19 protein-coding genes are annotated in these 21,993 nt (G+C 54.2%); 10 read left to right on the top strand and 9 right to left on the bottom strand.

Translation table 11 applies throughout. From position 1 onward, the window contains the following. Positions 1 to 17: 17 nt before the first annotated feature. Positions 18 to 2,288 (top strand): methyl-accepting chemotaxis protein, encoded by a 2,271-nt coding sequence (locus tag HGO37_RS02235; protein ID WP_250981948.1) that lies wholly within the window; start codon positions 18 to 20, stop codon positions 2,286 to 2,288. Positions 2,289 to 2,530: 242 nt separating this feature from the next. On the opposite strand, the gene adh is transcribed toward HGO37_RS02235, so the two are convergent. Further along, positions 2,531 to 4,045, bottom strand: a complete 1,515-nt coding sequence (gene adh, locus HGO37_RS02240; protein WP_250981949.1) for an aldehyde dehydrogenase — start codon at positions 4,043 to 4,045, stop codon at positions 2,531 to 2,533. Positions 4,046 to 4,388: 343 nt separating this feature from the next. Then, the gene (locus tag HGO37_RS02245; RefSeq protein WP_192488421.1) at positions 4,389 to 5,348 is read right to left on the bottom strand and encodes a helix-turn-helix domain-containing protein; all 960 of its coding nucleotides are present in this window, start codon (positions 5,346 to 5,348) and stop codon (positions 4,389 to 4,391) included. Positions 5,349 to 5,630: 282 nt separating this feature from the next. On the opposite strand from HGO37_RS02245, the gene HGO37_RS02250 reads away from it, so the two are divergent. The 5 genes from HGO37_RS02250 (at position 5,631) to ychF (ending at position 11,778) form a co-directional block, all read left to right on the top strand. Next, complete coding sequence (locus tag HGO37_RS02250; protein ID WP_192488420.1) at positions 5,631 to 6,233, top strand: 50S ribosomal protein L25/general stress protein Ctc; 603 nt, start codon at positions 5,631 to 5,633, stop codon at positions 6,231 to 6,233. A gap of 338 nt (positions 6,234 to 6,571) precedes the next feature. After that, positions 6,572 to 8,959 (top strand): EAL domain-containing protein, encoded by a 2,388-nt coding sequence (locus tag HGO37_RS02255; protein WP_250981950.1) that lies wholly within the window; start codon positions 6,572 to 6,574, stop codon positions 8,957 to 8,959. Positions 8,960 to 8,981: 22 nt separating this feature from the next. Continuing rightward, positions 8,982 to 9,731 (top strand): substrate-binding periplasmic protein, encoded by a 750-nt coding sequence (locus tag HGO37_RS02260; protein WP_250981951.1) that lies wholly within the window; start codon positions 8,982 to 8,984, stop codon positions 9,729 to 9,731. Positions 9,732 to 9,800: 69 nt separating this feature from the next. Beyond that, positions 9,801 to 10,520 (top strand): aminoacyl-tRNA hydrolase, encoded by a 720-nt coding sequence (pth, locus tag HGO37_RS02265; RefSeq protein ID WP_250981952.1) that lies wholly within the window; start codon positions 9,801 to 9,803, stop codon positions 10,518 to 10,520. A 154-nt stretch (positions 10,521 to 10,674) separates the two neighbouring features. Further along, positions 10,675 to 11,778, top strand: coding sequence for a redox-regulated ATPase YchF (gene ychF, locus HGO37_RS02270; RefSeq protein ID WP_192488417.1), 1,104 nt, complete (start codon positions 10,675 to 10,677; stop codon positions 11,776 to 11,778). An 80-nt stretch (positions 11,779 to 11,858) separates the two neighbouring features. Here ychF and HGO37_RS02275 read toward each other — a convergent pair whose 3' ends face one another. Then, positions 11,859 to 12,953: a hypothetical protein gene (locus HGO37_RS02275; protein ID WP_250981953.1), complete on the bottom strand. Its 1,095-nt coding sequence runs from the start codon at positions 12,951 to 12,953 to the stop codon at positions 11,859 to 11,861. A gap of 218 nt (positions 12,954 to 13,171) precedes the next feature. Here HGO37_RS02275 and HGO37_RS02280 point away from each other — a divergent pair, with 218 nt between their 5' ends. The 3 genes from HGO37_RS02280 to HGO37_RS02290 are packed head-to-tail and all read left to right on the top strand — an operon-like array spanning position 13,172 to position 14,772. Beyond that, on the top strand, positions 13,172 to 13,633 hold the full coding sequence (locus HGO37_RS02280) for a MaoC family dehydratase (RefSeq protein ID WP_250981954.1): 462 nt from the start codon (positions 13,172 to 13,174) through the stop codon (positions 13,631 to 13,633). Next, positions 13,630 to 14,097, top strand: a complete 468-nt coding sequence (locus tag HGO37_RS02285) for a MaoC family dehydratase (RefSeq protein ID WP_250981955.1) — start codon at positions 13,630 to 13,632, stop codon at positions 14,095 to 14,097. Before HGO37_RS02280 ends, HGO37_RS02285 begins: the two co-directional genes overlap by 4 nt. 57 nt (positions 14,098 to 14,154) lie before the next feature. Then, positions 14,155 to 14,772 carry a class I SAM-dependent methyltransferase gene (locus HGO37_RS02290; RefSeq protein WP_250981956.1) on the top strand — a complete coding sequence of 206 codons (618 nt, stop codon included), beginning with the start codon at positions 14,155 to 14,157 and terminating at the stop codon, positions 14,770 to 14,772. A 22-nt stretch (positions 14,773 to 14,794) separates the two neighbouring features. Here HGO37_RS02290 and HGO37_RS02295 read toward each other — a convergent pair whose 3' ends face one another. From HGO37_RS02295 to petA, 5 genes are all read right to left on the bottom strand, one after another. Further along, a complete protein-coding gene (locus tag HGO37_RS02295) occupies positions 14,795 to 15,337 on the bottom strand; it encodes an adenine phosphoribosyltransferase (protein WP_192488412.1) in 543 nt (180 codons plus the stop codon). A 112-nt stretch (positions 15,338 to 15,449) separates the two neighbouring features. Then, entirely contained in the window at positions 15,450 to 15,839 is a 390-nt protein-coding gene (locus HGO37_RS02300; protein ID WP_250981957.1) for a GFA family protein, read from the bottom strand. A 140-nt stretch (positions 15,840 to 15,979) separates the two neighbouring features. Further along, a complete protein-coding gene (locus HGO37_RS02305) occupies positions 15,980 to 16,840 on the bottom strand; it encodes a cytochrome c1 (protein ID WP_192488410.1) in 861 nt (286 codons plus the stop codon). 27 nt (positions 16,841 to 16,867) lie between these two features. Next, a complete protein-coding gene (locus HGO37_RS02310) occupies positions 16,868 to 18,190 on the bottom strand; it encodes a cytochrome b (protein WP_250981958.1) in 1,323 nt (440 codons plus the stop codon). Between the two features lie 14 nt (positions 18,191 to 18,204). Further along, positions 18,205 to 18,783, bottom strand: a complete 579-nt coding sequence (gene petA / locus HGO37_RS02315) for a ubiquinol-cytochrome c reductase iron-sulfur subunit (protein ID WP_192488408.1) — start codon at positions 18,781 to 18,783, stop codon at positions 18,205 to 18,207. 345 nt (positions 18,784 to 19,128) lie between these two features. Here petA and HGO37_RS02320 point away from each other — a divergent pair, with 345 nt between their 5' ends. Continuing rightward, on the top strand, positions 19,129 to 20,064 hold the full coding sequence (locus HGO37_RS02320) for an endonuclease/exonuclease/phosphatase family protein (protein ID WP_250981959.1): 936 nt from the start codon (positions 19,129 to 19,131) through the stop codon (positions 20,062 to 20,064). 16 nt (positions 20,065 to 20,080) lie between these two features. Here the strand turns inward: HGO37_RS02320 and HGO37_RS02325 are convergent, their stop codons facing one another. Next, positions 20,081 to 21,943: an ABC transporter ATP-binding protein gene (locus tag HGO37_RS02325; RefSeq protein WP_250982395.1), complete on the bottom strand. Its 1,863-nt coding sequence runs from the start codon at positions 21,941 to 21,943 to the stop codon at positions 20,081 to 20,083. Between the last annotated feature and the right edge of the window lie 50 nt (positions 21,944 to 21,993).

Below are 21,993 nucleotides of genomic sequence, written 5' to 3' on the forward strand. Positions count from 1 at the left end.
CTGGAGGGGGTAAGTTCATGCCTGTTGGCACATCGCGGGAGGTTGCCAAGCGCAGTTCCTTGTCTATCAAGACAAAATTTGCGGCTTTGGTAACGGGAGCAACGCTGGTTTCATGCCTTTCTGTCGGCCTGTTGTCCTATCAAACAGGCAAGGCCGGTCTGATTGACGCAAGCAAATTGCGCCTTGAAACCGTTGAGCAAAATCAGGCAAAGCAGCTTTCGGCCTACACAGACCGCGTGGAGCAGACCCTGGCCGAGATTGCACAGAACAGTGCCCTTGCCCAGGCAACAGAAACAATGACCAACATCATCGCCACCGAGCGTGATGAAGTCATCAAATCCTTCCGCCGCACCGATATTCCTGTCGAACAGCGCGTCGCATTCGATGGTGAAAAGCTGAAGCTGCTCTACGGCATTCAGCACGCCACCATCAACGGAACAATTGCCAGCAACTGGCGCAATGCCCGTGTCAGCGACATCTACGTCGTCGACAAGAATGGCCTCATCATCTACTCCGTCGCCAAGGAAAGCAACTTTCTGACCAATATTTCCGAACCAGGGAATGAAGCGATTAAGGAATTGCATGACCGTATCGCTGCCGGACAGGACGGTGTTGTCCACAGAGGCACATTCAACGGCACAGGTGCAGAGGCCTCCACTTACATCGGGATGCCACTTGCCATTTCGTCCTGGGGCCAGGTGCTGCGCAAAGGCGTCATCATCATCCGCGTATCGGCAGACCGCGTTGCCTCTGTCGTCACGCCAGAGGGCATCGGCACATCGATTGACGATGCATTCCTGCTGAATGAAAAGGGCGCCTTCCGCTCCGGCGTTGTCTCCGGTGGTGCAAACGCGCCGGTGCCACAGGAACTAATCGCCGCCGCCGCAAGTGGCCAGACCGGTTCAGTTTTTGCCGACAGCGGCAGCAACCGCACCTTCTTTGCATACGCTCCGGTTACGATTTTTGGTGAGAAGCATCTGCTTGCCACCGGCCAGGCTGAAAGCAAGGTACTGGCATCTGCCAACAACCTCGCCTTCTCAGCGTTCATTGCCACGCTTGCCGTGCTCGGCATCATGACCCTGATCGGCATTCTAGTGTCCTCGGGCCTGACCAAGCCGCTAACGGAACTGGCAAAGCTGATGAACCGCCTGAACGAAGGCGACAAGTCCATTGACATCAAAGCGGTTTCCCGTGGCGATGAAATCGGCGTCATGGCCAAAGCACTGGAATCTTTCCGCCAGGGCCTGATCGAAAAAGAACGCATGGAAGAAGATTCCGCGCGCAAGAGCGAAGAGCTGGATGAAGAGCGCCAGCAGCGCGAAACGGAAAAGGCACGCAGCGCCAAGGAATTGGAAGACGCGGTGTCGGCTCTGGCCACCGGTCTTGCAAACCTCTCCAACGGCAAACTCGATCTGCGTATCGACCGCCCGTTCGTTCCGTCTCTCGACCACCTGCGTGTTGACTTCAACAACTCGGTTGCAGGGCTGGAAGCGACCATTGCCAATATCGGCAGCAGCGCAAACACCATTCACGCAGGTTCCGGCGAGTTGAAAAGCGCTTCACAGGACTTGTCGCACAGAACAGAACGTCAGGCAGCAGCCCTGGAAGAAGCCGCTGCTGCACTGGGTGATATGACCCAGACCGTCAATGACGCGCTGAGCCGTTGCAACATTGCCGTTCAGGCAACCGCAGAAACGATGGATGGCGCGCAGAAGTCGACCGAGGTGGTCCGTGAAGCCATCGTCGCGATGGAACGCATCGAATCCTCGTCGTCTAAGATCCGTCAGATCATTGATGTGATCGACCAGATCGCTTTCCAGACCAACCTTCTGGCCCTCAATGCCGGTGTGGAGGCCGCGCGCGCCGGTGAAGCGGGCAAGGGCTTTGCGGTCGTTGCCCAAGAAGTGCGTGAACTGGCGCAGAAATCAGCGGCTGCAGCACGCGATATCTCGCAATTAATTGCAGCCTCCGCGCAGGACGTTGAAGGTGGTGTAGCGCTGGTTCTGAAAACCGGTGAAAGCCTGGAGCACATTCAGGGCCGCATTCGCTCCGTCAACGATCATATTGGCGCCATTGCCACCGCATCACGTGACCAGTCGCTGCGTCTTGGTGAGATCAATGCATCGGTCAACTCGCTGGACCAGGTCACCCAACAGAACGCGGCAATGGTCGAGGAAACCACTGCCGCCGCCTTTGCTCTGGCCAGTGAGGCAGACAGCCTCAACGCCCAGATCAGCCAGTTCTCGGTGCGTCGCCAGATACAGGCGGAAAACCGCTACGCTGCGTAAGCAATAACAAAGATCAAGAATGAGAAAGGCCGGAGCTTCCACTCCGGCCTTTTTGTTTCAGGCGTCATTTTTGCCCTCATTCCAGATCGCGCCTTGCAAAGGGCGAAACGTCTTCTGGACCGGGCTGCCGGAGACCGCAATCTCCGGCAGCACGCCGGCAGGGACACCACCGGCTTCCGGGGAGGATATTCTGCAGGTTGCGTAACCTTAAGGCGACGCAACGTGCTTCTGGTCTTCGGGTCTTAGAAGAACCCAAGCTTGTTCGGGCTGTAGGAGACCAGAAGGTTCTTGGTCTGCTGATAGTGGTCGAGCATCATCTTGTGGGTTTCACGACCGATACCGGATTGCTTGTAGCCACCAAATGCCGCACCTGCCGGATAGGCATGGTAGCAATTGGTCCAGACGCGGCCAGCCTCGATGCCACGGCCAGCGCGGTATGCGAGATTGGTATCACGGCTCCACACACCGGCACCCAGACCATAGACTGTGTCATTGGCAATCTCGATTGCCTCTTCCACAGTCTTGAAGGTGGTCACCGATACGACCGGTCCGAAGATTTCTTCCTGGAACACCCGCATCTTGTTGTTGCCTTCAAAGATCGTTGGCTGAATGTAATAGCCATCCTTGAGGTTGCCAGGCAGAGACTTCTTGTCACCACCGGTCAGCACCTTGGCGCCTTCCTTACGGCCGATCTCGAGATAACTCATGATCTTGTCGAACTGCTCCTGAGACGCCTGCGCACCGATCATCGTCGATGGGTCAAGCGGGTCGTTCTGGCTGATGGCCTCAACGCGTTTGACGGCTTTTTCCATGAAGCGGTCATAGATTGATTCATGCACCAGAGCGCGGGATGGGCATGTGCAGACTTCGCCCTGATTGAGCGCGAAGAACGCAAAACCTTCCAGCGCCTTGTCGAGGAACGCATCGTCTTCATTCATCACATCGGCGAAGAAGATATTTGGTGACTTGCCACCCAGTTCGAGTGTGATGTTGGTGACGTTGTCAGCCGCATAACGCATGATTTCCTTGCCCACCGAGGTGGAACCGGTAAATGCGATTTTGGCGATGCGATTGCTTTGGGCCAGCGGCTTGCCAGCTTCCGTACCCAGGCCATTGACGATGTTGATCACACCCGGTGGCAGCAGATCTTCGATGAGCTCCATCACCACCAGAATAGAAGCTGGTGTCTGCTCTGCTGGCTTGAGCACCACGCAGTTACCTGCGGCCAATGCCGGAGCAAGTTTCCATGCCGCCATCAGGATAGGGAAGTTCCATGGAATGATCTGGCCAACCACGCCAAGTGGCTCATGGAAATGATAGGCAACCGTGTCATTGTCGATCTGGCCGATTGAGCCTTCCTGCGCCCGAATGCAGCCCGCAAAATAGCGGAAATGGTCGATGGTCAGTGGAATATCGGCATTCATCGTTTCACGAAGCGGCTTGCCGTTGTCCCAAGTTTCAGCGCGAGCAATCTTGTCGAGATTGTCTTCAATGCGCTGTGCAATTTTCAGCAGAATGTTGGAACGCTCGGCAACACTTGTCCGGCCCCAGGCGGCACGCGCCTTATGGGCCGCATCAAGTGCCACTTCAATATCCGCAGCATTCGAGCGGGCAACCTCGCAAATCTTCTGCCCTGTGACGGGCGAGAGATTGTCCATGTATTTTCCGGATTGGGGTTCAACCCATTTTCCACCGACGTAGTTGCCGTATTTTGCTTTAAACGGGCTGTCGGCGATCTTTTGAATCTGAATATTCATTGAGTTCATCCTCCCTGATGAAAGCGGTTCTCACAAACCGATGCGGAGAGAATGGGCCTGAAAATCATAGCACGATAGGGTGCAGGCGGCGTATGGCACCGCACACTGTTTCATATCTGCTACAATAGCAGATGCTGGATTGTACCAAATGTGTTCGGAAATCGAATGGTTGGCAGCGACGGCATTCATGCCATTCAAACCGGTTTGAACCCGGCAAACAAAGCCGGTGCTGGCCAAAGTTATTCAACGGCTCACAAACACACGAGCCTTAGAAAGATACAAACAGCGACCTCCCGCCCAACACCAGACAACCAAAAACTAGCGCCTGTGCAAGACGAATGCCTCAGTGAATTTCAAGCTTCTTCAGCTTGCGATGCAAGGTGGCGCGGCTGATACCAAGCAGATTGGCTGCATGAGACACATTACCATTGGCGCGCGACAGAACACGGCGCACAGCCGCCCTCTCCGCCTCCAGCAAATCTGACCGCATATCGCCGCGTTGTTCCTGCAAAGCATCAACAGCTGGAACACCCTGCGCAATCAGCGCATCATCAAGCCGCAAGATTTGCCGTGCCGCACGAGTGGCACCGAGAATGATGTCGTCATGATCGACGGCAATCAGTGAAAGCGCCGCCGAACCGGCATTTGGCACCATGATGATTCTCGCTTCCGGGAATGCACGGCGAAAAAGATTACCCTCGATACGCTGCGCGGCGTCGCGAACGGTCTGCGTCAGAATGGACACCGTCAGTTCATTGACGTCATCCCGGCAGGTCGAGATATCAAGGGCACCGGCAATATGCCCCATATGGTCGCGAATGGGCGCCGTTGTGCAGGAAAGGCCGATATTTGACGTGAAGAAATGCTGGTCGCGGTAAACGACAACCGCACGCTCATCGGCCAGCGCAGTACCTATACCGTTGGTGCCAACACTGGCTTCGCTCCAGATCGCACCGGACCACAGGCCCAGTTCACGAAACTCCTTGTCGTCACCGGCTGCACCGCGCCGCTCTAGGGCAACGCCCTTAGCATCTGTTAACATCAGGCAGCAGCCCGCCTTGCCGACCGCCTGGAAGATCCGATCGAGCTCGTCAGCGCTTTCCACCAACAGATCGGCAGAGGTCAGACGCGCTTGCTGAAATTCCGAATCCATAAGGAACAGTGGTTTATGGGCTTCTTCCGGCGCTAACCGGTGCATGGTCATGCACCGGCGCCAGGAGGCGACGATGGGTGAACTTGCCGCCGCAGAACGCTGGCGCGCACTTTCATAAACCCTGTCTGCGTGAGCTGTGGCATTTTGCATTGTCCGCTCCTCCCAAAGCTTTTTTGAATGGTGCATGCAGGGAAACTATGTTTCAACGCTAAAATACATCTTATAACACAAACGTCATCTGTACTGTGCGAACATATGTGGCAATCCGCAATAAACCCGCACTTCGCTTGCGTTTCCCCATGCTTTGTACTATAGGCGCGCTGTCCGTGTAGACACCCTTGGAGGCAACGCGGATGAAACATTTATGATGTTTCCAGTTTCAGACTGCAATGGTGGACTGAAACTCTCCATACAACCTCGAAAGGAATAGCCATGAGCAAGGAAACTTACGAGCTCAAGGCCGAGGCGCGCGAACGGGTCGGTAAGGGGTCCTCCCGTGAACTTCGCCGCAACGGTTTGATCCCAGCTGTCATCTATGGTGACAAGCAGGCCCCAATTTCTATCGCGCTCTCGACCAACGAAGTAACCAAGCGTATTCACGCTGGCGGCTTCATGACGACGATTGCAACCATCGACGTCGATGGCAAGAAGATCAAGGTTCTCCCTAAGGTTTACCAGCTTGATCCGGTCCGCGACTTCACCATGCATGTCGACTTCCTGCGCGTTTCTGGCAACACTGCCGTCAACGTTCAGGTTCCGGTTCACTTCATCAACGAAGACAAGTCCGCGATCAAGACCGGCGCTGTTCTCAACATCGTTCGTCACGAAGTTGAACTGCACGTTCCTGCCAACGACATTCCGGAATTCCTCACGGTTGACCTCGCTGGCGCCAAGGTTGGCGACAGCCTGCACATCTCTGCTGTGAAGCTTCCAAAGGGCGCAACTACGGTTATTGCTGATCGTGACTTCACGATTGCAACGATCGTTGCTCCTGCTGCTGGCATTGCTGAAGAAGAAGCTGCATCCGAAGAATAATCGGCCGCATCTGTTTCTGACAGATTGAACACCCTGCTTTCACTCGAAGGCAGGGTGTTTTCGTATGCGCCCAATACTAATACACGCCAATATTGCTCATAAAAAAACAAACAATCAGAGCGCGTTCAATCAACCTTTAATATAGTTATTTCAGCATCATTTAATGATTATGTGGAATTATGATTGAATATTTGGAGATACTAATTGACCACCATAGCGATTGCTTGAGGATGGAAAGACTTTTTTAAGCATATGCTTGGTGACTATTTATATCTTACGAACGATCGGCGTGGGGGACGCTGGTTTTACAAGGGGTTGCGGGGGCTGGATATATTGACATGACCCATTCGGTAGAAAGTCGTTTTATCGCGATTGTATCGGGAGCGTTGCTCGCTGTCGTCGCGCCGCTTTTTACTTTACTGCTCGCCCTTTCCTATCAGGAAGCGATAAAAAACCAGCGTGATCATATTGAAATCCTGCTGGCCGCCAATTCCCAGGCGCTCAGCCGTCCATTATGGGACATGGATGACGACACCATCAACCAGATCACCGGAACACTGGTCTCCGATCCTGTTATCCGCATGGTACGCGTCAAGGACACGTCGGGACAACTTGATCTGGTGCAGACAGCAGGCACCGGGGTTCCCGAAGAGCCACAGACCGTTACCCGCACCATTAGCTATAAAACGCTGAACGGCATGGAGACGGTTGGCAGCGTCACGATCTATTACGCGTCGATTAACATCTTCTCGTCGCTCAGCCGCATCGAAGTCGCCTTCATCTCGATCTTCATTCTTGCCATCTTCACGGTCTTTGTCACCGCAATCGTTGGCAACCGTTTGATGATCATAAAACCGTTGTTGCGGCTGACGGCGGCCATTGAGGCAACACGCCAGCTTGGCTCCCGTCACCACGTCGACTGGCGGTCCAGCGATGAAATGGGCCGGCTTGCAAAAAGCTTCAACGAAATGCAGATCCAGCTTGAGCGGGAAGAGCGCGAGATCAAGAAGGCGCATAAACGGACGACGGAAATCTACAATCTGACGCCCGCCATGCTATTTTCACTCGACAAGGCAGACCGTATCTCGGCAGTCAGTGACTACTGGAGCCAGAGAACCGGTTACGACCGTGAAAACATCATCGGCACGCATTTTTCCGATCTTGTTGCCGATGAGGACCGCAAGACCTTCATCCTGCGCAAATTCTCCGGTTCAAGCACTGAGAGCGCCTCCGACATTACCATCCGCTTCAAATGTGCGGATGGAAAAACGATGGACGTGCTCATTCAGGAAAAGGCACTCAGCTCCATTGAGGCTGGCCGTCACACGGCATCGCTCAGCGTTATGACCGATGTGACCGAACTGCGCCAATCAGAAAAGCGCAACAAACATCAGGCTATTTCCGACCACCTTACCGGCCTTCTCAATCGCCAGGGCTTTGAAGCCATGCTCGATGAAAAAATCCGCGAAGCCGATGAAAATCGGACGGAACTCGCCTGCCTGTTCATCGACCTTGATCGCTTCAAGACCATTAATGACAGTCTGGGCCACGCCGCTGGCGACGAGGTGCTGCAGGAGTTTGTGGACCGCATCAAGCCGCTGCTGGAAGGCAGCGACAGTGCTTCGCGTCTTGGTGGCGACGAGTTTGCCATCCTGCTGGCCGGCGACAACACCGAACAACGTGCGACAGTGTTCTGTGAAAAGATCAGTGACATCTTCAATCAGCCATTTGTCACCCACGGCAATATCGTGCGCCTTAGCGCCAGCATCGGCCTTGCGCTATATCCAACCCATGCCTCGAATGCGGCAGAGCTGCTGCAAAACTCGGACATGGCGATGTATACGCGCAAGCGTGGCGGCAAAAACGGCGCACAGATGTTTGACCCTTCCATCACCGACAAGGCACGCGAACGCGCCGAGACGGAAAGTGATATCGAACAGGCAATCGCCAATGACTGGTTCGATGCCTATCTGCAGCCAATCGTCCGGCTGGAAAGCGGCGAGACCATCGGCTTTGAAGCGTTGATGCGCCTCAACCACCCGACAAAGGGCATTCTTCCTCCCGCCAATATCATCAATGTGGCAGAGGAAACCGGCACCATAAATCGTATTGGCAACCTGATCCTGGAGCACTCGCTTGCCAATCTGGCAGAGATTTCCGCGCTTCCGCATCTGTCGAATTGTTATGTCGCGGTGAACTTCTCGGCCCAGCAGTTTGAGCCCGGCTTGCCGACGCGGATTGCCGGCCTTCTCTACCGTTACAATATTCAGGCCAGCCGTCTGGTGATTGAAATCACCGAGGCCGTGTTAATGAATGACGACCCGCAGATCAGAACCATTCTCAACACCATCCACGACTTCGGCTGCCGTATTGCGCTCGACGACTTTGGAACCGGTTATTCGTCGCTAAGCTACCTGAACCGCTTCCCGGTAGACATCGTCAAGATCGACCAGTCGTTTACCAAGTCGATCATGGATCCGGTGTCCGACATCAGCCAGAAGAGCCACATGCTGATCGAGGGCATCAGTGCAATCTCACACAAGATGAGCTGTTCTGTCATCGCCGAGGGCATTGAGACACTGGAACAGCAGGAGTTATTGATGGAAATCGGCGTGGATTGCGGACAGGGTTACCTGTTTGCCAAACCGCAGCCAATTGCCCAGTTGATGCCGATGTTCGCAGCGCAGAACGCGTTTATGAAGCCAGCAATTGGTGCTGAGGCCTGAAAATCAGCATGGGGGAAACGGTATGAAACATATCCTTGTCAGTTTGTTTTTAATCGTCTCTTCCACGTACGCCCACGCACATACCCTCACCTTTTCCACCGAAGACTATCCGCCTTACAGCTTTACCGACGCCAGTGGCAACGCCAGAGGCGTATATATGGAACAGCTGGAAATCATGATGGAAAAGGAAAAACTGGATTACAAGGTTACGGTCATGCCATGGGCGCGGGCCTTGGCCCTTGCGGAAACCCAGTCCATGCACTGCGTGTTCGCCACGGCCAGAACCGCAGAACGTGAGCACAAGTTTAAATGGGTCGTGCCTCTACACACCGACCGTAATGTGTTGATTGCCCTAAAAGCCAAAAAAATCCGTATCGGAAAAATCACTGACAGTTTCGGATACACCATCGGTACGCAACGCAACGATTACACCGAAACCGTTCTTCGCCAGATCGGTTTTCCCAATATCGAACTGAGCGCCGATTTCAATCTAACGCTCAACAAGCTGTTTGCCGGACGCATCGACATGATGCCCATGTCGGAAAGCACATTCATCAAAATCGCCAAGGGCACGACAAATTTCGAAAAAGTGTTCACGCTGTCTGACCAGATCCTCGGCGTAGCCTGTAACAAATCCGTACCTGATAGTATCATCGCCCGCATGCAAAAACGGCTGGATGATCTGATCGCCGATGGGACGCAGCGCAAGATATTTGAAAAATATGGCCTGATTATTCATAACGATCTTCATCTTCCTGCGCATACGCCCTAAGACGTTGCGCAGCGCGTTAATTTCTCAGGCCACAAATGTCGCCTGTGATCATCGGAATATGAGACGACAATGATTATCATCGCTGGCCTTGGTAACCCCGGCAGCCAATATGCTGGAAACCGGCACAATATCGGCTTCATGGCTGTCGACGCATTACAGCGCCTGCCGTCCTTTTCGCCCTGGTCCAGAAAATTCAAATCGGAAATTTCCGAAGGTGAAATTGCCGGCGAAAAAGTCCTGCTGATGAAGCCGCTGACCTATATGAACCTGTCGGGCGAAGCAGTTGGCGAAGCCATGCGCTTTTACAAGCTTGGCGCATCCAACATCATCGCCATTCATGATGAACTCGATCTGCCGGCCGGTCGCGTGCGCATCAAAACTGCGGGCGGCCATGGCGGCCACAACGGCCTGAAGTCACTTGATGCCCATTGCGGCAAGGATTACCGACGCCTGCGGCTTGGCATTGGTCATCCCGGCGACAAGGACCGTGTGCATGGTCACGTGCTGGGGGATTTTGCCAAGACTGACAAGGTTTGGCTCGAGCCCCTCATCGAAGCCATTGCCGACAATGCCAGCATGCTGGTCAAAGGCGAAGATTCGCAGTTGATGAACAAGCTGGCCTTGGCAACCGGAGCCAAGGCAGAACCAGAGAAACAAGTTAAACCGGCAAAGCCTGCCGCCAAATCGCACATTCGTCAGGCGCGCAACCACGCCCAACCGATGAAGCTGCCGGAAACCGGCCCGATGGCGGAAATGCTGAAAAAGATGTTCGGCGGCAAGAAAGACTAACTTGCCGACATATGGTGCGGCAGTGATGCTCAACCTCTGCTAACGCAACCTAATTCAGCGCCCTTTCACCTGTTTGCGGCAACAAGGCTTGACCTTGCGCTGTCGTTTCAGCAAAAGGCTGACAACGGAATTCTTAAAGAGACAGGTTCAAGCCATGGGCTTTAAATGCGGTATTGTTGGATTGCCAAATGTCGGTAAGTCCACCCTCTTCAATGCTCTGACAAAAACAGCCGCCGCTCAGGCAGCCAACTATCCTTTCTGCACCATCGAGCCGAACACCGGTGAAGTTGCTGTACCGGATGCACGCATGAAGGTACTGGCTGATATTGCCGGCTCCAAGGAAATCATCCCCACCCGTATCTCTTTCGTAGACATTGCCGGTCTGGTGCGTGGCGCCTCGAAGGGCGAAGGCCTTGGCAACAAGTTCCTGGCCAACATCCGCGAAGTGGATGCTGTGGTGCATGTTCTGCGTTGTTTCGAAGACGACGACATCACCCACGTTGAAGGCCGTATCAATCCGGTTGGCGATGCCGACACGATTGAAACCGAACTCATGCTGGCTGACCTTGAAAGCCTTGAGCGCCGCGTTGAGCAGACACGCAAACGCGCCACGCTGAAGGACAAGGATTCGCTGGCGCAGCTGCCGGTCATGGAAGCTGTCATCAAGCTTTTGACCGACGGCAAGCCTGCCCGTCTGCTGCTCAAGACACTTGCCGCTGATGAAATCGAAGTGTTGAAGAGCCTCAACCTGCTGACCTCGCATCCGGTTCTCTACGTCTGCAACGTCGCTGAATCCGACGCGGTTGACGGCAACGAGCACACCAAGGCAGTTGCCGAAATGGCAAAGGCACAGGGCGCAGAATGCGTCATCATTTCCGCCGCAATCGAATCCGAAGTCGCACAGCTTCCAGAAGAAGAAGCCAACGAATTCCTCTCGGCACTTGGTCTTGAAGAAGCCGGCCTCGACCGCCTGATCCGCGCCGGTTACCACCTGCTCGACCTGATCACCTACTTCACCGTTGGTCCGAAGGAATGCCGCGCCTGGACAATCGTTCGTGGCACCAAGGCTCCACAGGCAGCGGGCGTCATTCACACGGATTTCGAACGTGGCTTTATCCGCGCCTTCACCATTGCTTATGACGACTATGTCGCATTCAAGGGCGAAGTCGGCGCCAAGGAAGCTGGCAAGGGCCGTGACGAAGGCAAGGAATATGTCGTCAACGACGGCGACGTGATTCACTTCCGCTTCAACACCTGAGGCAACACAGAATTCGGTCCCATAAATAGAAAGCCAGGTACCTCACAGGTCCGGGCTTTTTTCATGTCGCTGATATTGGATCAGATGACCGGCGGCAATTTTTCCTGCAGGCCCACTGGCAATTGCGCGACGACGACACGTCGCAACGAAGACCAGCCAATACCGATGATCAGGACAAAGACACCAACGGCCAACAATGCGACAAACACAGCATTACCGCCACTGATCTCACCCTGCCGCAACACAGCCACCACAGTGGCAATCAGCGACACAAGACCCGAGGTAACGAAGGCTCTGCGATCAATAATGATGCCGATCAACATCAGCATCACCACAACGCAGATGACCAGAACGGCACTGCCGTAGAGCCCGCTTTCCTCTGCACTGAATAGACTGCCGCCGGCGCCGATGAACACAAATGCCAGCAGCGCATAGAGCAAGGCAGGCGCCGTCGCCAGATGAAGCCAGAAGGCGATGTCTGAGCGCCGCGTCACGCGGTAGCGGTCCGACAGGTCGTAGCGCATTGCAAGGGCAAACAGGCTGAGCGCCGCAATCAGGAAAATCATCAGCGACAGCAGGCGATATTCAACCAACACATCTGCCGAGCCAGTAATCTGCTCCATCACCACAAAGATGCCCGTCAATGCAAGCAGTGCCGCAGCCACAAACAGACCAGCCAGTGCCAGCGGCACCCTGTATCGCCAGTAGAATATCGCCATGACCGGTGGCAGCAAAAACACCATCAGAAAGACTTGCGCAGCCTCTCCAGGAATATTGGCCACGAAGGCATTGTAGATATACTCATTCACGCCACCCATGGCGATCGCTGTCGCTATGGTCAGTGTCACGGCTGGCAGGGCAAGCCGTTGGCGACGCACGAGAATTTCGGCAAGCACAATGATCGCAGGCAACACGGCAAAGACCGTTGCCACGCCCCACAGACCAGCCAGAACAACCACAACACCGATTGTAATCAGGATATCGTGGAAACCACGCACGAACCGTGGTGTTTCAGTATCCGAATGTGCTGGACTATCAGCCTCGCCACCATCACGGAAGACCGTACTGACATCGGGTTTTGCCACGAGATATTGCAAAAGCTTATCGGCCTGTGCATCAGAGATAATGCCATCGCTTGCGGCCTGCTTGAGACCTGAGAGAACTTGCTCGTTCACTGTACACCCTGAATGTTTGTATATCGAGTGGGATCGAACAATGAGCATCAGCCTTCTAGGCTGATTCCCATTTTTACCCTCCCCTAGTGTTGCAAGCTCTATTGCATTCGCCTGTGACAATCCAGAGCATCCCGCCCCATCTCCAAAGGCGACAAATTCACCTTTACGTAAACGGAATAATATCTTTATGATCGAAGCGAGAATGGGAGGTTTTAAAGGTGATCTACACTTACGAAGATTTTACACCGCAGCGCGTTTTCCCCTTTGCCCCGGTTACGGTGACTGCCGAGGACATTATCGAATTCGCGTCAGAATTTGATCCACAGCCCATGCACCTATCGGAAGAAGCCGGGCGTGCCAGCATTCTTGGCGGGCTTGCCGCCTCCGGATGGCATACCTGCGCCTTGTCGATGCGCATGATGTGCGACAGCTATATTTCCAACTCCACATCACAGGGTTCACCCGGCATCGAGTTTCTGGACTGGAAGCGTCCGGTTCTGGCGGGAGATACCCTGTCCGGCCATTCCAAGGTGGTTGAAAACCGACCGCTGGCATCTCGCCCGGGCATTGGTCTTGTCAAATTCCGCAATGAGCTGACCAACCAGCGTGGCGAAATCGTCTGTCAGGGTGAACATGTCGTGATGTTTGCCATGCGCGATCAAGGGAGCATTGTGGCATGAGGCTGGCTGAACTTTCCCCCATCGGCACGCGCATCACCCTTGAAACGTTACACTTTTCCGCCGACGATATTATTCGCTTTGCATCGAAATTCGATCCGCAGCCGTTTCATCTGGATGCGGAAGCCGCACACCACTCCGTGCTTGGAGGTCTTTGTGCATCGGGTTGGCACACCGGCTCCAGCTGGATGAAGTCATTCCTGTCATTCTGGATGAAGGAAACCATTCGCCTTAAGTCAGAGGGAATAGCCCCCCCAAAACTCGGCCCCTCACCGGGCTTCCGAAAGCTGAAATGGATACGCCCGGTCTATGCTGGCGACGACATAACCTATTATGTCACATTGCTGGAAACCCGCCCCCTTGCCTCGCGGCCCGGACTTTTGCTCAACACCACCTTCAATGAAGGCGTGAACCAGAAGGGCGAAACAGTCATATCGTTTGAGAGCAATGTACTGGAGTTCGAATAGCGGCAGGTTTATTGATAGAAGAACCACCGCGCCGGGCAACATCAGCGACATGGACAGATGAGCGACATTTTGGAAGGTTACGCAAAGTCCGCGACGCCGGAGTTCATCGCACGTTACAATGAGCTGGATTGTGCGGAGGTCTATGCACCCTTGCTTGACCTTCTGCCGCAAACGCCTGTCCGTATTGCAGATATTGGTGCAGGCACAGGACGAGACGCCGCATGGTTTGCGGCGGCAGGACATAGAGTGCTTGCCGTCGAGCCCGTGAAAGAACTGCGCGAGTCCGGTATGCGCGGACACATTTCACCCAACATAGAGTGGCTTGACGATAAAATGCCAACGCTGAAAAAGGCGCAGAACTATGGGCGTTTTGACCTGATAACTCTATGTGGCGTCTGGCAGCATATTGAAGACCGCGATCGTCAGCTTGCCATGCAAAGCCTTGGCAGGATGGCCGCCTCAGGTGGCAAGATGGTCATGTCACTTCGCCATGGACCAGCGCCTCTAGATCGGCCGGTGTTTTCTATCTGCCCGGATGAAACGATTGAGCGAGCCAAGCAGTGCGGGTTCAGCCTGTTGAGGCGTGTTGAGACGGGGTCCATTCAGGTCGGCAACAGGGCGCTCGGTGTAAACTGGACATGGCTCGCCTTCCAAATGACTGACCCATCAATATAACGGGTCAGTCGCAGCAAGAGTATCAGTGTCCCGAAAACTCGACCAGTGTGCGAACATCAACGCCGAGGTCTTCGAGTTTCTTGCGACCACCGAGATCCGGCAGGTCGATCACGAAGCAGGCCGAGACAATTTCAGCACCCATTTGGCGCAGCAGCTTGACCGCGCCTTCAGCCGTACCGCCGGTGGCAATCAGATCATCCACCAGAATGACCTTTTCGCCGGGCTGCACTGCATCCACGTGCATTTCCATTTCATCGACGCCGTATTCCAGGCTGTAGGCCACACGCACAGTCGTGTGCGGCAGCTTACCCTTTTTACGGATCGGCACGAACCCGGCAGACAGTTGGTGGGCAACGGCACCACCCAGAATAAAACCGCGTGCTTCCATGCCGGCAATCTTGTCGATCTTTGTGCCGGCATAAGGCTGAACCAGTTCGTCTACAGCACGACGGAAAGCCCGCGGATTGCCCAAGAGCGTGGTAATGTCGCGGAAAATGATGCCCGGCTTCGGATAGTCGGGAATGGAACGAATGGCAGCGGAAAGCTCCGAAGCGATAGCAGTCATGATATGTCCAATTGAATGGGAGATTGATCGAAAAGCTTTTCGTACATTATCAAGTCAGAACGGCTGAACCAACTAAAAAGGGTTGCAACAGCAGCGGTACCCTGCAGACGGTTCATTCAGCAGCCATGCCCTGCACCTTGGCCCAAGCAGGACAAAGATCTTCAAAGGAATGTGCAGTCGGCTGCAAGACAGGATCGCTCTTGTTATCGAAGACGCCGAACACCAGTGCCACGGTCGGCGCATCATCAATGGCACCAAGAGTGCTGCCACATTGGCCGCAAAATGCACGGGAAGAATAATCCGAAGAACGGTAAAGGACTGGCTCGCCCGCCTCACCTGTCCAGCGGACATCGTTCTTGGCAAACTCCACCCATGTCAGGCTCGTTGCGCCGGATTGACGCTGGCACCACTCGCAGGAGCATGTGTGCGGGTTTTGTGGTTCTCCCAGCGCTTCAAACCGAACCGCACCACAAAGACAACCGCCAAGAAACGTTATTGCCATGTTGAACCTCCTCGAAAATCGTCCCGCAAAGCCCTGCCCGATTCCGGATGAAAATCCAATGAACTAACGGTGAATACAAAAAGCCCCCGCAGTCTGCGTGACCGTGGGGGCTTTGATTTCCAAACCTCAGCTATTGCAGCTTAGTGTTCTTTGCGTGCGTAGACCGACTTCTTCGTCAGGTAAATCAGCGCGGTAAAGATCGCCAGGAACACCATGACCATAAAGCCGGTGCGCTTGCGTTCTTCCAGATGCGGCTCTGCAGCCCACATCAGGAAGGCCGAAACATCCTTGGAATACTGGTCGAGCGTCTGCGGCGAACCATCATCGTAGGTCACCTGATCGTCAGAGATCGGTGGCGCCATGGCAAGGGCAGCAGCATTGGCAAAGTATGGGTTGTAGTGGGTGCCTTCAGCCACTTCCACGCCTTCCGGCGGGTCAACATATCCAGTCAGCAGCGAGTAGATGTAATCCGGGCCACCTTCCTGATACTGCGTGAAAATGTCGAACACGAACAGCGGGAAGCCACGAGTTATACCGCGTGCCTTGGCAAGCAGCGACATATCAGGCGGTGCGGCACCATTGTTCGATGCAGCAGCAGCTTCGTGGTTCGGGTATGGCGATGGGAAGTGGTCGGATGGAACAGCCTTGCGGGTGAACATTTCACCGTCACCGTTAGGCCCGTCCTGCACTTCATACTCGGCAGCAAATGCCTTTATCTGATCATCCGAGTAGCCCAGATCTTCCAGTGTGCGGAAGGAAACGAGGCTCATCGAATGACAGGCCGAACAGACTTCCTTGTAAACCTTGAGGCCACGCTGAAGCTGCCCCTTGTCGTATTTGCCGAATGGACCGGCAAAGCTCCACTCGAGATTCTTCGGCTTATGGATCGGGTAATGCGGAGTTCCACCCTCTTCATGACCTTCTTCTGCAGCAAATGCTGCACCGACGCCAAGTCCGATAGCCAAGGTCAACGACAGAACGCTTGATACAAGCTTTTTCATAATTTCAATTCCTCTCTGTCGCCACCGTTACGCCTGGGCAGACGCTGGAGCGGAAGCGGTTTTGCCACTCTTTTCCAACACTGCTTCCGTAATCGAATTCGGAATACGCCGTGGTTTTTCCACGAGGCCCAGAACCGGCATGATCACCAGGAAGAAACCGAAATAATAAAGGGTACCCAGCTGAGAGAAGCCAACATAGTTGCCCTTCAGATCGCCACCGAAGATCAGACCGATCAAGCCGCTGCCTTCAGCAGGCTGCGAACCGAGCCAGCCAAGGAAGATTGCGTTTACGACGAAGACCCAGAAAAGCATCTTGTACCATGGACGGTACACAGCCGAACGAACCTTCGATGTATCCAACCAGGGCAGGAAGAACAGAACGATGATCGCACCGAACATCACCAGAACGCCACCGAGCTTGGAATCGATCGGGCCGACATTGAAGGTGATAGCACGCAGCATGGCGTAGAACGGTAGGTAGTACCATTCTGGAACGATGTGTGCCGGGGTCTTCAGGGCATCAGCGGGAATGTAGTTGTCCGGATGGCCGAGATAGTTCGGCATGTAGAAGATGAACCAGGCATAGACGATCAGGAAGACGGAAACGCCGAATGCATCCTTGAGCGTTGCATAAGGTGTAAACGGAACCGTATCGGTCTTGCTCTTGACTTCAACACCGGTCGGGTTGGTCTGGCCGGTGACGTGCAGTGCCCATACGTGCAGAATGACAACACCTGCAATCATGAACGGCAGCAGATAGTGCAGCGCAAAGAAGCGGTTCAGCGTTGGCTGGTCAACGGCAAAGCCGCCAAGCAGGAACTGCTGCAACCATTCACCGATCAGCGGGAAGGCTGTGAAGAAGCCGGTGATAACCGTAGCGCCCCAGAAGGACATCTGACCCCAAGGCAGAACGTAACCCATGAAGCCGGTTGCCATCATCAGGAGGTAGATGACACAGCCGAGGATCCAGAGGATTTCGCGTGGCGCCTTGTAGGAGCCGTAGTAGAGACCACGGGCAATATGGAGATAAACGGCAATGAAGAAGAACGACGCGCCGTTGGCGTGCATGTAACGCAACAGCCAACCGTGGTTGACGTCACGCATGATCTTCTCGACGGAGTTAAAGGCAACCGTTGTTTCGGCGGCATAATGCATGGCCAGCACAACGCCGGTCAGGATCTGCACGATCAGCATAACCGAAAGCATAGCACCGAAAGTGTAGGCATAGTTCAGGTTGCGCGGAACCGGATAGGCGACAAAGCTGTCATAGATCAAGCGCGGCAGCGGCAGCCGGGAATCGATCCATCTTTCTAAGCCGGTGGACGGCTGATAACTGGAATGACCACTCATAATATTCTGTCCCTTTATCCGATCTTGATGACGGTATCGGATGCAAAAGCAAACGTCGGAATATGCAGGTTCTCAGGCGCTGGGCCTTTACGAATACGGCCCGCCGTATCGTAATGAGAACCATGGCAGGGACAGAACCACCCGCCGAAATCGCCAGCCTGACCGAGCGGAACGCAACCAAGATGGGTACAGGAACCGATCATCACGATCCAGTTTTCCTTTCCTTCACCAGCAGAGCGGTCAACATCCGTTGCCTGCGCGTCGGCAGCAACGTTGGCATTACGCGCAACAGGATCCTTGAGGTCAGCAAGCGCAACGGCCTTTGCCTCTTCGATTTCCTTTTCTGTACGGTTACGGATGAACACAGGCTTGCCACGCCACTTTACAGTGAGCGACATGCCGGGTTCGAGGCTGGAAACATCAACATCAATAGAAGCAAGAGCCAACGTCGATGCATCTGGACGCATCTGGTCGATGAACGGCCATGCAACAGCCGCAGCCCCGACAACACCCGCCATACCAGTTGCTAGATAAAGAAAATCGCGACGAGTGGGTTCACCCGACGCATGATTATTTGTTACGTGTTCGCTCACCGCTACACCATCCTCTGCGCTAAATGTGCCGAAAATCGCATGATTCCTCCCACTGCTATTTGATCCAAGACAACTCCATCCCAAAAAGTCCTGGCCAATATGCGCCAATCGAATTCACGCATAATTGTTTGATCGCAAAATATCCCAACCTTTGGCAAGAGGGAACACCACAATACGGCCGTAATTCCACCCTCACAGAGCATTATTTAGGCCACTGTCGTTCTCATGCCATGACATCGGGTCTTCAGCTGACGAATCAGACGCTTCACTTCCTCCGCCCGTGATTGTGCCCATGCATACCCCATGTTAACAACAGTCGCTTGTCGCTGCGGCTCGGAATGATTGATGAAAACACGGCTAACCTGCATTTTTTCTGTTTTACTGACCCTATTTCTTTTCGCCGGAAGTCTTCGTTACGTCAGGGATCACTGGCTTTTTTCATTCACCTACAGCTTCCAGCTTCACATCGGCATCGTCGGCGCACTCGCAGCCATTGTGCTATTTGTCGTTTTGAGAAGCCGTTACCTGTTGTTGCTTTTTGTCTGGGCCATCGCAATCACCGCGCATGCCGCGGTTCTACGGTATGAATTCGTTGCGCCAGCCGGCGAAACCGTTGCTGGCCAACCCTTCAAGCTGATTTCTTTCAATGTCTTGGGCGAAAATTACCGCAATGGCAAAAGCATCGCGGAATTTCTCTCCAATTCCGGCGCCGACGTCATATACGTCATGGAAGGCAGACCGCTTGCACCTTATCTGTCTCGCATTGCGAAAACTTATCCCTATCGAATGGGGTGCAGGGTCGACACGGAAACATGCGATCTTCTGGTGTTTTCAAAATATCCGCTGGAAGGCGCAAAATTCATTACCTTGAGCGATCTGCGCCGCGATCGCATGGCGGTCGCAAGGGTTACGGTCCAAGACACAACCATCAATCTGGTCGCCTTGCACGTCACGAAGCCATATTATGACGATTATCACGAGGAAGAACTGTTTGCCGCCTCAAGAATCATAAGGGCTTTAAAAGGTCCTTTGATTGTTGGAGGAGACTTCAACTCATCCAGCATCGCGCCAGATATGCGTCGTTTCCAGCAAGCCAACAATCTGCGCATCTCCAACTTCGAACCGGCAACATGGCCGATCGAGGCCGGTAAATTCGGCATTCCGATCGACCATATTTATGCCCGCGCTCCAGCAACAATGACCAATCTGAAGCGCCTGCCAGATGCCATGGGATCCAACCATTTTGGCCTCGAGGCAGAATTCATCATTCAAAAACAATAATCAGCGCTAGGTGTCGTCAACCGACATCGGCGGCAAGGAAGCCACCTGACTGGCGCTGCCAGAGTGTCGCGTAAAGCCCGCCCTGCCCGATCAGCTGATTATGTGTGCCCTGCTCCACGATGCGGCCATTGTCCATGACAATCAGCCGGTCGAGCGCCGCGATTGTCGAGAGACGATGGGCAATCGCAAGAACGGTCTTGCCCTGCATCAGATCATCGAGATTGCTCTGGATTGCCGCTTCCACCTCGGAATCCAGGGCAGAGGTTGCTTCATCCAGCACGAGGATCGGTGCATCCTTCAGCATTACCCGCGCAATGGCGATACGCTGACGCTGGCCACCCGACAATTTCACGCCACGTTCACCGACATGCGCATCAAACCCGCGCCGTCCACGCTGATCTTCCAAACGTGCAACAAAATCATCAGATTTTGCGCGCCGTACAGCCTCCACCAATTGCGCCTCGGTCGCGTCGGTGCGGCCAAACATGATGTTTTCCCTGATCGAACGGTGCAGCAGTGACGTGTCCTGCGTCACCATGCCGATATGGGCACGCAGGCTTTCCTGCGTCACCTCTGAAATGTCCTGCCCATCAATAAGGATGCGGCCACTTTCGATGTCGTAGAAACGTAATAGAAGATTGACGAGTGTCGATTTACCGGCACCAGAGCGACCAACAATGCCAACCTTCTCACCCGCTGCAACCGAAAGGTTGAGCTTGTCGATCACTGACTTTCCGTTTCCATAATGGAAGGAGACATTGTCAAAGCGGATTTCAGGACGACGCACCACAAGCTCGGTCGCATTTGGCGCATCGACGAGATCGATCGGTTTGGAAATAAGTTCCGCAGCATTCTGCACGGTGCCGAAGTTGCGCATGATGCCGTTAAACTGCGTCATCAAACGACCAAGCAGGAAGTTAAGGCGCAGCACCAGCGCCAGCGTGAACGCAACCGCACCAGAGCTGATCCGTCCATCCAGCCACAGATCGATACACAGAGCCGCCATGGAGGTGATCATCACACCGGAAAGCAAAGCCATCGACGCTCTGACACCGGTGATGAAGCGTGTGAACATCAGCGTTGTCTGCTGAAAAATATCAAAACCCTGCCGCATGTAACGATCATTGGCATCGTCGCGGCCAAACAGGCGCAGCGTCTGGATGTTGCTGTAGGCGTCAACCATGCGGCCACTCAGCATCGAGGCCGCTTCGGCCGTTTCCTTGGAATGGTAGCGGATGCGCGGCACGAAATAACGCGCCAGTAGCGAAAACACACCAACCCAGACAAAGATTACCGCCGCCAGACGCCAGTCCAGCCCACCAATAAGGACGAGGGTCGAAACGGAATAAATGCCAACGAACCACACGCTTTCCATCAGCGACGTTACTAGGTCACCCGTCGCCTGCCCGCCCGACCAGACCTTGGTGACGATTCGTCCGGAAAAGTCATTCTGGAAAAAGCTCAGCGATTGCCGTGCGACATGCATGTAGGATTGCCAACGCACCAGATTGTAGAAACCTGGCGTGATAATCTGCTGGTCGGTCAGCGCAGTCAGCAAAGCAACAACAAACCGCACCACGGCGATCAACACCAGCATGCCGACAAGTTCGGGGCCATGCTGGCTTAATAATCCCGCCCAGCCGTCGCCGGGGTTGACACTGGCAAGCACATCCACCAGCCGCCCGACGAACCAGAACAACGCAGCCTCAATGGCCGCGGTCATTCCGCCGAGAATCAGCATGGCAATAAAGGGTGCCTTGGCCTGCGAAATATAAAACCAGATAAAACCAGATGTGGTTTCAGGTGGCCTCAGATCATCCTTTCGGGCGAAAGGCTGGATCCAGTTCTCGAAAAAGTTGAAAAGCTTCGAAATCACCATGTCACGGATATAGGCCTTTTCCACGAAGACGCAAAGCAGCCTGCCACCTT

Source organism: Rhizobium sp. CG4, assembly GCF_023701965.1.
Lineage (GTDB): Bacteria > Pseudomonadota > Alphaproteobacteria > Rhizobiales > Rhizobiaceae > Agrobacterium.

Excerpts from the sequence above, each read along its gene's own strand:
- HGO37_RS02325 (WP_250982395.1), bottom strand. The coding sequence starts at position 21,943 with ATGGTGATTTCGAAGCTTTTCAACTTTTTCGAGAACTGGATCCAGCCT.
- HGO37_RS02310 (WP_250981958.1), bottom strand. The coding sequence starts at position 18,190 with ATGAGTGGTCATTCCAGTTATCAGCCGTCCACCGGCTTAGAAAGATGG.
- adh (WP_250981949.1), bottom strand. The coding sequence starts at position 4,045 with ATGAATATTCAGATTCAAAAGATCGCCGACAGCCCGTTTAAAGCAAAA.
- HGO37_RS02295 (WP_192488412.1), bottom strand. The coding sequence starts at position 15,337 with ATGACTGCTATCGCTTCGGAGCTTTCCGCTGCCATTCGTTCCATTCCC.
- HGO37_RS02290 (WP_250981956.1), top strand. The coding sequence starts at position 14,155 with ATGAGCGACATTTTGGAAGGTTACGCAAAGTCCGCGACGCCGGAGTTC.
- HGO37_RS02260 (WP_250981951.1), top strand. The coding sequence starts at position 8,982 with ATGAAACATATCCTTGTCAGTTTGTTTTTAATCGTCTCTTCCACGTAC.
- HGO37_RS02255 (WP_250981950.1), top strand. The coding sequence starts at position 6,572 with ATGACCCATTCGGTAGAAAGTCGTTTTATCGCGATTGTATCGGGAGCG.
- HGO37_RS02305 (WP_192488410.1), bottom strand. The coding sequence starts at position 16,840 with ATGAAAAAGCTTGTATCAAGCGTTCTGTCGTTGACCTTGGCTATCGGA.
- HGO37_RS02250 (WP_192488420.1), top strand. The coding sequence starts at position 5,631 with ATGAGCAAGGAAACTTACGAGCTCAAGGCCGAGGCGCGCGAACGGGTC.
- pth (WP_250981952.1), top strand. The coding sequence starts at position 9,801 with ATGATTATCATCGCTGGCCTTGGTAACCCCGGCAGCCAATATGCTGGA.
- HGO37_RS02235 (WP_250981948.1), top strand. The coding sequence starts at position 18 with ATGCCTGTTGGCACATCGCGGGAGGTTGCCAAGCGCAGTTCCTTGTCT.
- HGO37_RS02320 (WP_250981959.1), top strand. The coding sequence starts at position 19,129 with ATGAAAACACGGCTAACCTGCATTTTTTCTGTTTTACTGACCCTATTT.
- HGO37_RS02245 (WP_192488421.1), bottom strand. The coding sequence starts at position 5,348 with ATGCAAAATGCCACAGCTCACGCAGACAGGGTTTATGAAAGTGCGCGC.
- HGO37_RS02300 (WP_250981957.1), bottom strand. The coding sequence starts at position 15,839 with ATGGCAATAACGTTTCTTGGCGGTTGTCTTTGTGGTGCGGTTCGGTTT.
- HGO37_RS02285 (WP_250981955.1), top strand. The coding sequence starts at position 13,630 with ATGAGGCTGGCTGAACTTTCCCCCATCGGCACGCGCATCACCCTTGAA.
- ychF (WP_192488417.1), top strand. The coding sequence starts at position 10,675 with ATGGGCTTTAAATGCGGTATTGTTGGATTGCCAAATGTCGGTAAGTCC.